At 64.9% G+C, this 9,452-nt stretch carries 4 protein-coding genes; 3 read left to right on the top strand and 1 reads right to left on the bottom strand.

What is annotated here, in order from left to right; genetic code table 11:
* On the bottom strand, positions 1–181 hold a 181-nt coding region (locus tag DBR20_RS22285), incomplete at its 3' end, for a hypothetical protein (RefSeq protein ID WP_219927791.1).
* A 39-nt stretch (positions 182–220) separates the two neighbouring features.
* Between DBR20_RS22285 and DBR20_RS22715 the strand changes: the two genes are divergently transcribed.
* The 3 genes from DBR20_RS22715 to ssb form a co-directional block, all read left to right on the top strand.
* Positions 221–8,314: a cadherin domain-containing protein gene (locus DBR20_RS22715; RefSeq protein ID WP_308812601.1), complete on the top strand. Its 8,094-nt coding sequence runs from the start codon at positions 221–223 to the stop codon at positions 8,312–8,314.
* Positions 8,311–8,862, top strand: coding sequence for a toxin-activating lysine-acyltransferase (locus DBR20_RS05930; RefSeq protein WP_108265538.1), 552 nt, complete (start codon positions 8,311–8,313; stop codon positions 8,860–8,862). The genes DBR20_RS22715 and DBR20_RS05930 overlap by 4 nt, the downstream gene beginning before the upstream one ends.
* A 192-nt stretch (positions 8,863–9,054) precedes the next feature.
* The coding region (gene ssb, locus DBR20_RS05935) for a single-stranded DNA-binding protein (RefSeq protein ID WP_108265539.1) at positions 9,055–9,452 on the top strand (398 nt) is incomplete at its 3' end.

Here is a 9,452-nt window from a genome sequence, read left to right on the forward strand (position 1 = left end):
TGGCAATGACACCATTGTCGGCACGGCGGGCAAGGACTGGCTGACCGGCAACGGTGGTGACGACGTCATCGAGGGCGGTGCGGGCAATGACCTGCTGATGGGCAACGAAGGCGACGATACGCTGCGCGGTGGTGCGGACGACGACATTCTGTATGGCGGACAGGGCGACGATCTCCTGCATGGTGGTGCCGGGGCGGACACCCTGTTTGGCGGTGGTGGCGTGGATATCGCGTCCTACGCAGGCAGTGCGGCGTTGCGGGTGTACCTGGAAGGAACGTTCGCCAATACCGGCGATGCCAAGGGCGATGTCTACAGCAGCATCGAAGGCATCGAAGGCAGTGCGGGGGCCGACCGTCTCGGCGGCAGCATCGGAGCGGACGTGCTGCGTGGCGGCGGTGGCGCGGACGTGCTGTATGGCGGTGAGGGCGACGATGTCTACGAGTACAACATCGGCGACGGTGACGACCAGATCTTCGATGGAGCATTCGCACTGGAAGAGATCGTCACGGTGGCCGGCGAAGTAGCTGCGGGCTACGTGGCGGCCTGGAACTACCTCGGGGTTGGCGCGGGTGGAAAGCATGCCCATCAGCTGATCCTGACCAGCAGCGAGTCTGGCCAGGTCGTGTACAGGAGTTCGGCGCAGATCGACTTCCTGTTCGCAGCCCAGCAGGCGACGATGCCGCCGGTGTCAGCCTGGCCGTTCGGGATCGGCCGCCTGCAGGGCGGCGCCTGGCGCAACACCGACAACGGCCTGCAGATCGTTCGCGAAGCTTTCCAGGACGGTGACGGGGGCAGCGATACGCTGTCCTTCGGGGCTGGCATCAGCCTGTCCAATCTCGGCCTGAAGATCACCGGTGCTGGCAGCCGCCTGGACATCACCGCGGCCCAGAATGGGTCGGTACTGCTGGAAACCGCAAGCAATGAGAAGCGCTTCGTGGAGAAGCTGCAGCTCAGCGATGGCCTGGTGGTTGATCTGATCAACCTGCGCCAGCTGGCGCAGGGCGGGACCGCTGCGGACGATTTCATCCTGGGCGATGCTGGCGCCAACACCATCAATGGCGGCACTGGGCTGGATGTACTTTCAGGTGGCGATGGCAATGACACCCTTTCTGGCGGCGATGGTGACGACACGCTGGAAGGCGGCGTCGGCGCCGACGTTATCGACGGTGGCAGCGATCGCATCAGCCTCGGCCAGGCGGTGGTTGCCGGTGAGGCTTATGGCGATACGGTGCGTTACGCGACCTCCACCGCGTCGCTGGTGCTCGACCTTGCCGCAGGCACGGTGTCGGGCGGCCATGCCGACGGCGATACGCTGGTTGCGGTCAACGGCGTCAGCACGTTGGAAAACGTGGTGGGCAGCGACGGCTTCGCCGATACGATCAGTGGTGATTCACGCGCGAATCGCCTGATCGGGCTGGGTGGCAATGACTGGCTGGATGGGCGGGGTGGCGACGACGTGCTCATCGGTGGTGACGGCAACGACACCCTGATGGGCGGCGACGGCAACGATGCGTTGTCCGGCGATGCCGGCGACGACCGACTTGAAGGTGGCGCGGGCAACGATGTGCTGGCCGGTGGCGCGGGTGCTGACGAGCTTTACGGCGGGCTGGGCGACGACCAGATCAGCGGCGATGTGGGCAACGACAAGGCCTGGGGCGGCGAGGGCGATGACACCTTGGGTGGCCAGGAAGGCGATGATCAGCTGTATGGTGAAGCTGGCAACGACACACTGGTCGGAGGAGCTGGCGACGATCTGCTCGATGGCGGTGCCGGCAACGATACCCTTGCGGGTGAGGCTGGCAATGACCTGCTGCGCGGCGGCGATGGTAACGACACCTATCTGTTCGATCGGGACGGCGGCAGCGATCGCATCGAAGATGCGGTGGGCGTCAATCGCATCGTTCTGCAGAATGTGGCGAGCAACGAGGTCTGGCTGCAGAAGGTGGGCAACGACCTGCTTGTGAGCGTGATCGGGGGGAGCACCCGGATCACCATCGCCGGTTACTACGCCGGCGCCAGCCGGGTCACCGAGATCGCGATCGGCGCGGGCTCGTTGTTCCTTGCCCACGCCGAGCCATTGCTGGCGGCGATGGCGGCGGATTCGGCATCGATTCCGGCGGGCATGTCCTCTACGTTGCAGGGCCTGCTCGGGAACTACTGGCAGAACTCGAGCAAGCCGGCGCCGCTGGTTGAGACGCAGTATCTGACCACCGACGAGGACGTACCGCTCAGTGGCAGCGTCAATGCGGTCGACCATGATGGGAACATCACCGGATACACGGTGATCGCCGCCCCAGGGATGGGTACGGTTGCGCTCAACGCGGCTACCGGCGCCTGGCTCTACACCCCCGCAGCAGATCGCCACGGCAATGACCGCTTCGTGGTCCGGGTCACCGATGCAGACGGCAATACCGCCGACCAGATCGTCGATCTGGTGGTGCGCTCGGTCAACGATGTCCCCAGCGACATCCTCGCCCCGGGTCCGTTGGCGGTGGACGAGAACGCCGCCAACAACCTGTCGCTGGGCCGCTTCGGCCATGTCGACCGTGACGGCGCAGAAGATACGGCTACCTTTACGCTGATCAATGATGGCGGTGGCCGCTTCAAGATCACCGCGGACGGCACGCTCAGTGTCCATGATGGCACCAAGCTGGACTATGAGAGCGCCACTGCGCACACCATCCGCGTGCGCGTGACCGACGGCGCCGGCGCGTGGTTCGAGAAGGACTTCAAGATCGACGTCCGCAACGTCAACGAGGCACCGTTCACACCGACGCGGCCGCCAAACACCGCGCCCGTACTGGCCGGTGAAAAGACCGGGGCCGGTACGGTGGTGGGCACCTTCGTGATCGGGGACCCCGACAAGACCACGCCGACCCTGCAGCTGGTGACCAACCCGGGGGGCCTGCTGGAGGTGGTGGGCAACCAGGTGCGCGTGCGTGCGGGCGTTGCGATCGACTTCGAGACGCTGGCCGCCGCGCAGGGCGCGACCCTGGTCGATCTGGATGGCGATGGCATCAAAGAGGTGCTGCTGACCGCCAGCGTGAGAGCCTACGACGGCAGCCTGGCATCGGCTTCGGCCCTCAGTTTCACCTATGCTATCGAAGACGAGAATGAAGCACCGACGGCGGTGGTATTCGCGGCCACCACCACCAGCTTCAGCGAAACCGATCGGGTTCCCACCGGAACCGCGCTGCCGGCGATCCTGCTCGGCACGCTGTCGGCCACCGATCCAGACACCACGGCCGGCAGTGATTTCGCCACGATGGTGTACAGCGTGTCCGACAGCCGATTCGAGATCATCAACGGCAACCAGCTGCGCCTGAAGGCCGGTGCGATCGTTGACTATGAGGTGGGCAGCAACGTCACCGTGACGGTCACCGCGACCGATCGTGGTGGCACCGGGCTGAGTGTCAGCAAGCAGCTGGTCTTCACCGTGGTCAACCGCGATGACTACCTGTACGGCACTGCCGCTGGCGAAACGCTGGTCGGCCAGGCTAACCGGGATGTGATCCAGGGGCTCGGCGGCAACGACATCATCACCGGCGGCGGTGGCAACGACGACCTGTACGGTGGCGATGGCGATGACAATCTGCGCGGTGAGGCTGGCGACGACAAACTGTGGGGCGAGCTGGGTCGCGACACGCTGTACGGTGGCGCAGGCGTCGACGAACTGCGTGGCGGTGATGGCGATGACAACCTGTATGGCGAAGACGGTGATGATCGCCTGTACGGCGACGCCGGCAATGACATCCTCGATGGCGGTGCCGGCAATGACCTGCTGGAAGGGGGGATCGGCAATGACACGCTGCGCGGCGGCGTCGGCAACGACATCCTGCGCGGTGGTGATGGCGACGATATCCTCGATGGCGGTGCCGGTGCCGACACCCTGTCCGGAGGCGCCGGTGTCGATACGCTGACCTACGCGTCGGCGACGGCGGGCATCGTGCTGAACCTGGCTACCGGAACACATGGCGGCGCGGCGGCAGGCGATGTGCTGGAAGATGCGTTCGAGCGCGTGATCGGCAGTGGGTTCGACGACGTCATTACCGGTGGTGCGGGGGATGATTACATCGAGGGTGGCGCGGGCAACGACAAGCTCTACGGCGGCGCTGGCAACGACACGCTGTATGGCGGTGATGGTGACGACCTGCTCGATGCGCAGGCTGGCAATGACACTTTGTACGGCGGCGCCGGTAACGACATCCTGATTGGTGGCGATGATAGCGACGTCTACTTGATCGACCGCAACTCCGGTGCCGACGAAATCCGCAACTACGACTCCAGTGGCGACGATATCGACGTCATTGGCTATCGCGACATCAGCCGCAATGACCTGTGGTTCAGCCGTACCGGCGATGACCTGGTGATCTCGGTGATCGGCACCAGCGTGGTGACCACGATCAAGGGCTGGTACACGACCACCAACGCCAATGATCGCGCCAACTACAAGATCGATTTCTTCCTGGCCGGCGAGCACGCCAGCAGCACGATCAATGCGGAGGCACTGGTCGCGCTTATGGCCAGCCGCACCAAGCCGGCCACCGTCGCGGCGTATCAGGCACTGCATGCCGACGGCACGTTCGAGAACCAGTGGCGGCACTTCTGGGATGGCAACGGCCTGCCGTCGATCAGTATCGTGCCGGATCAGTCGATCAACGAGGATGGCCAGGTCGCCCTGCAGTTCACCGTCGGTGACGACCTGACCCCGGCACCCGGGGTCACCGTGCGTGCCGTGGCGGTGGATGCCACTGACCTCACGACGGTGGTGGCCTGGATGAATACTCCGACCATCACTGCCGGGGCCAACGGCGAGCGAACGGTGACGCTGGTGCCGAAGGGCAACGCCAGCGGACGCGTTGCGATCAAGCTGATCGCTACCGATGCCGGTGGGCTGGTGACCGAGCGGGTGTTCTTCATGAATGTGGCGCCGGTGGTGGACGCGCCGGTGATCACCCGTGTCGTGCAGGTCGGCAAGACGCTTGATGGCGGCACGCTGGCGCTGGACGTGCAAGCTGCCCTGGCTGACACCGACGGGTCGGAAACGCTGGAGATCCGCATTTCGAACCTGCCGACCGGGCTGACCCTGAACAAGGGGACCGACCTGGGCAATGGCGTGTGGTCGCTGACGCCGGCGCAGCTGGCTGGGCTGGCGCTGGTCGGCCCGGCAACGTGGTCGGCCGATCTGACCGGGACCGCCGTACTGACCGTGACCGCCATCGCCAAGGAGACGGCGACCGGCCAGACCAGCAGCAAGACGCAGACGTTGTCGGTCACCATCAACGCGCGCCCGACCGACATCACCGTGGACCGTGCGTTGAGCACGGCCGAGTCGACCACGGATGCGCCGGTGGCCAACGGCACCGTGCTGGGCAACTTCGCACGGGTGGATGCGGACAATGACGGCTTCACCTTCAGCCTGACCGAAAATGCCGGCGGTCGCTTTGCGATCTCCGCGGCCGGCGTGCTGACCGTGGCCAACGCCAGCCTGCTCGACTACGAGGTCAACACCTCGCACCAGATCGTTGTGCGGGTGACCGACTCGGGCGGGTTGACCCGCGACAAGACGTTCACCGTCGCGGTGACCAACATTGATGAGGCCCCGGCTACGCCGACCGTCTCCAGCCAGCCGGTGGCAATCGCGGCCGAGAATGCGGCGCTGGGCGGCGTTGTGATCGCCAACCTGGCCTCCAGTGGCGGCAATGGCAGCTACAGCTATGTGCTGGAGGGCGACGCGCGCGGCTGGTTCACCCTGGTCGGCAACCAGCTGAAGTTCCGTGATGGCCTGGTCCTGGATTTCGAAGCGCTGAAGGCTGCCGGAATGACCGTGAGTGACGCTGATGGCGATGGCCGCCAGGAGGTGGTGTACTCGGTATCGGTGAAGGCTGTGTCGGGTGGGCTGACCTCGGCCGGGGCGCGCACCATCACCGTGCGCCTTGAAGACGTCAACGATACGCCGCATGGCATCACCGTCGATCGCACGCTGAGCATCGCGGAAAACACTGCCAACGGCGCCGAGGTCGGTAAGTTCAGCGGCCAGGACCAGGACGTGACCGACGGCCTGACCTTCACCCTGGTGAACAACGCCGGCGGTCGCTTCGCGATCACCGCGGCTGGTGTACTGAGCGTCGCCAATGGTGGGCTGCTGGACTACGAGGCCGCCACTTCGCATGCAATCACGGTGAGGGTGACCGACACCCACGGCGCGACCCGCGACCAGGTGTTCCAGGTCGGCGTGTCCAACGTCAACGAAGCGCCACGAACGCCGGACGTCGTGCAGCACGTGGCGCTCACCTCCGAGAACACCGGCGTGTCCGGGCAGGTGGTAGCCACGCTGTCCTCGTCTGATCCGGACGGGACCGCACCCTCGTATCAAATCATCAACGACCCCTTTGCCTGGTTCGTCATCTCCGGGAATCAGCTCAAGTACAACGTCAGCAGCTTCGATTTCGAAGCCGTTGCACCGTACCTGCAGCTGATCGACGGCGATGGCGACGGCCAGCTGGAGGCTTACTACAACGTCACGGTCCGTGCCACGGATGGTGCGCTGGTGTCGGGCAACCGCGAGATCACGGTACGCATCGAAGACGTCAACGAAGCGCCGACGACCTGGGGCCAGAGCCTGACGCTGGCCGAATCGGCGCCGGGCGCGGGCCAGACCGTATTCCAGTTCACCAACTGGTCCGACCCGGACAGCCAGTGGTACAACCGCGACCATCGGTTTGCCATCACTGGTGGTGCCAGCAACCTGTTCGGCATCAACGCCACCACGGGTCAGATCGCGCTGCACGGGCAGCTGGATTTTGAAACCGCGCAGAGCCACCAGATCCAGGTGACGGTGACCGATCGTGGCGGCCTGTCCAGCAGCACCTGGGTGACGATCAATGTGCAGAACGTCAATGAGCGGCCAACGATCGCGACCTGGCAGGATGGAAATTTCTACCAGGTGCTTGCTGCGAATGACCAGGAGGACTTCTACGCAAACATGCATGTCACCAGTGCAGTGGAGTTCACTAGCGTCACCGGTCAGTATTGGGATACCTATTCGGGTGACACCTATACGTTTGAAGGGGGAACCACCTCACGCGGCGTCTCGGGGGATGGTTTCCTGACGCCGTATGGCAGCAATATCTTCAGTTCGCGCATCGTCGCTCGCGGTGGGCTTAGAACGGAAACTTCCGGTGACTGGGGTGATCCACGCGGAAGTGGCGCGGGCTACTTCCAGGAAACCCATTACGACACTTGGTACGAAATCGTCGTCCAAGCGGTGGATTCTGCAGGCCAGTGGAGTGACCCTTTGAAGTTCGTCGTCAACCAGTGGGGCGGGCGCCTGGGTCCTGTCGTACTTGATTTGGATGGCGACGGCGTGGAGACCGTAGGCTGGGCACAGAGCGCCACGCGCTTTGACATGGACGGTGATGGCGTGCGTGATCTGACCGGTTGGGTCGGGCCGCACGACGGTCTACTGGTGCTTGACCGCAACCGCAACGGCACGATCGATTCCGGCGCCGAAATCTCGTTCACGATGGATCTGGAGGGTGCCCATTCCGACCTTGAAGGCCTGGCTGCCTACGACAGCAATGGTGATCGGCGCCTGGATGCCAACGACGCTCGCTTTGCAGAGTTCCAGGTCTGGCGCGACGCCAACCGCGATGGCATCAGCCAGGCGGGTGAACTGTTGACGTTGCAACAGGCGGGTGTGGCGTCGATCAACCTTGATGCGCGCCGCACCGGGCAGATGCCCGGTACGTCGCCGGACAACACCACCTATGCCAACGGTCAGTACACCCGTACCGATGGCACCCAGGCGGCCCTGTCGGACATGTTCTTCGCTTTCGGCGAGCGCGATGAGGAGGGCGACGGTGACGGCCTGAACCTGAATGCTGGCGCCGGCAAGGGCGGACGCGACCTGGGCAGCGGTGACGCCGCCTCCGGCCGGGTCAACCGCCGAGGCGGCGATCCACGCTTCGCGCCTGCATCTGACCTGCCGCAGGCCCCGGTGGCGCAAGCGGCGGCGGAACCGGGGGATCGTTTCGGTGGCGTTGAGCCCACCGCAGCCGAGCGGATGCAGCAATCGGCTCGGTCGGAACAGCGTGCCCCCATCGACGAAAGCATTCCGTCCAGCCCGGCGACGCAGCGCTCCGCGTTGCATGACAATCTGGCGCTGGCACAGAAGAAGCGGTTCCAGATGATCGAAGCGATGTCCACGTTCGACGCCCAGCCCTACGCCCAGGGAATCAGCACTGCGGCGCGCGATCCGGCCACCATGGAACTGTTGACCGCCATTCCCGACTACAGGATTTCCCGCTCATGATCACTTCCACGACCCACGCCGCAGACGCCGTCGACGGAGCGCCGCGTACCGTTGCCGAGGCCCTTGGCCAGATCGTCTGGCTGCTTTCCCAATCGCCCCTGCACCGCGAGATGCAGCTGAAGGACCTGGAATGGTCCTTCATGCCGCCACTGCTGAAGGAACAGTTCCGGGTGTTCCGTTTCGGCACTCTGCCGGAGTTGCCCGGACTGGAAGAGGCGGGCCCGGCCTTCGCCGGTCTAACCCAGCAGGCACTGGAACAGTTGCCTCTGGGCGTTGCGATCTGGGCGAACCTTTCCGAGCAGGCCGAGCTGAAGCTGGAGCAGGGCGAGCGGCTGGAGCTGGACGACTGGAACAGCGGCGATCGCCTGTGGCTGATCGAGTTCATCACTCCCTTCGCCCAACCCGGGAACGGCCTGGCCGAGGCCATGCTGGGCGATCTGCTGACCGGGCCGTTTGCGGGGCGCAGCCTGTCCATGCACCGGACCGATCCGGCGACCGGTCGGCGTGACAAGGTGACCCTGGGCGGCGCGCCGTCGCAAGCGGCCTGATCCGGGGAAGGTGAATGCCTGCCCCGGCCGTCACACTGGCGGTCGGGGTGGCGGAGGCAGGCCCGGTGGGCTGGGGGGCGGTGATAGAATCCCCGGTTTCTGGCAGTGCCCACCCAAGGGCGGCCGGGTATCGGCAACTCCGGCTGTGTGATATGACAGGCACCGGCCCCCGGACAATGGAATCACTTATCTATGGCGCGCGGCATCAACAAAGTCATCCTGGTCGGCAACCTCGGCAACGACCCGGACGTGAAGTACACCCAGGGCGGTATGGCGATCACCCGCATCAGCCTGGCCACCACCAGTGTCCGCAAGGACAAGGATGGCAACCAGCAGGAGCGTACCGAGTGGCACCGCGTGGTGTTCTTCGGCAAGCTCGGCGAAATTGCTGGTGAGTACCTGCGCAAGGGCAGCTCGGTTTACGTCGAAGGCAGCCTGCGTTACGACAAGTACACCGGCCAGGACGGCGTGGAGAAGTACTCCACCGACATCATCGCCGACGAAATGCAGATGCTGGGCGGCCGCGGTGAAGGCGGCGGTGGCGGCGGCGGTGGCAACTTCAGCGGCGGCGAACGTCCGCAGCGCCAGCA

It is taken from the genome of Stenotrophomonas sp. HMWF023 (assembly GCF_003060985.1).
Lineage (GTDB): Bacteria > Pseudomonadota > Gammaproteobacteria > Xanthomonadales > Xanthomonadaceae > Stenotrophomonas > Stenotrophomonas lactitubi.